A 280-nucleotide genomic window follows, 5' to 3' on the forward strand; every position below is an offset into this window, starting at 1 on the left:
CTTCCTGGCGAGCGCGCTGGGCATCGGCAGCGGGACCACCGCCCTCACCGGCCAGCTGACCGACAACCTGCGCACCCCGGTCACCGGCCTGCAGGAGGACAAGCGGGCCCTGGAGGACGAGACCCAGGGGCTGCAGGCGCAGCTGGACGCCACGGGCGGGTTCGCCGAGGAGGTCGGCCCCGCGCTGGTCGCCGGCACCCTCACCGGTCGCTCGGTCGTGGTGGTCGTGGGCAACGAGGACGTCGACAGCGACGTGGTCGACGTGATCAGCGAGCTGATC

General features: G+C 72.9%; 1 protein-coding gene. It reads left to right on the forward strand.

Going from position 1 to position 280, the window contains the following annotated elements; all coding sequences use genetic code 11:
* The coding region (locus AC0IVP_RS21890) for a copper transporter (protein WP_471759277.1) at positions 1–280 on the forward strand (280 nt) is incomplete at both ends.

The organism is Klenkia sp. AC732 (assembly GCF_979256525.1).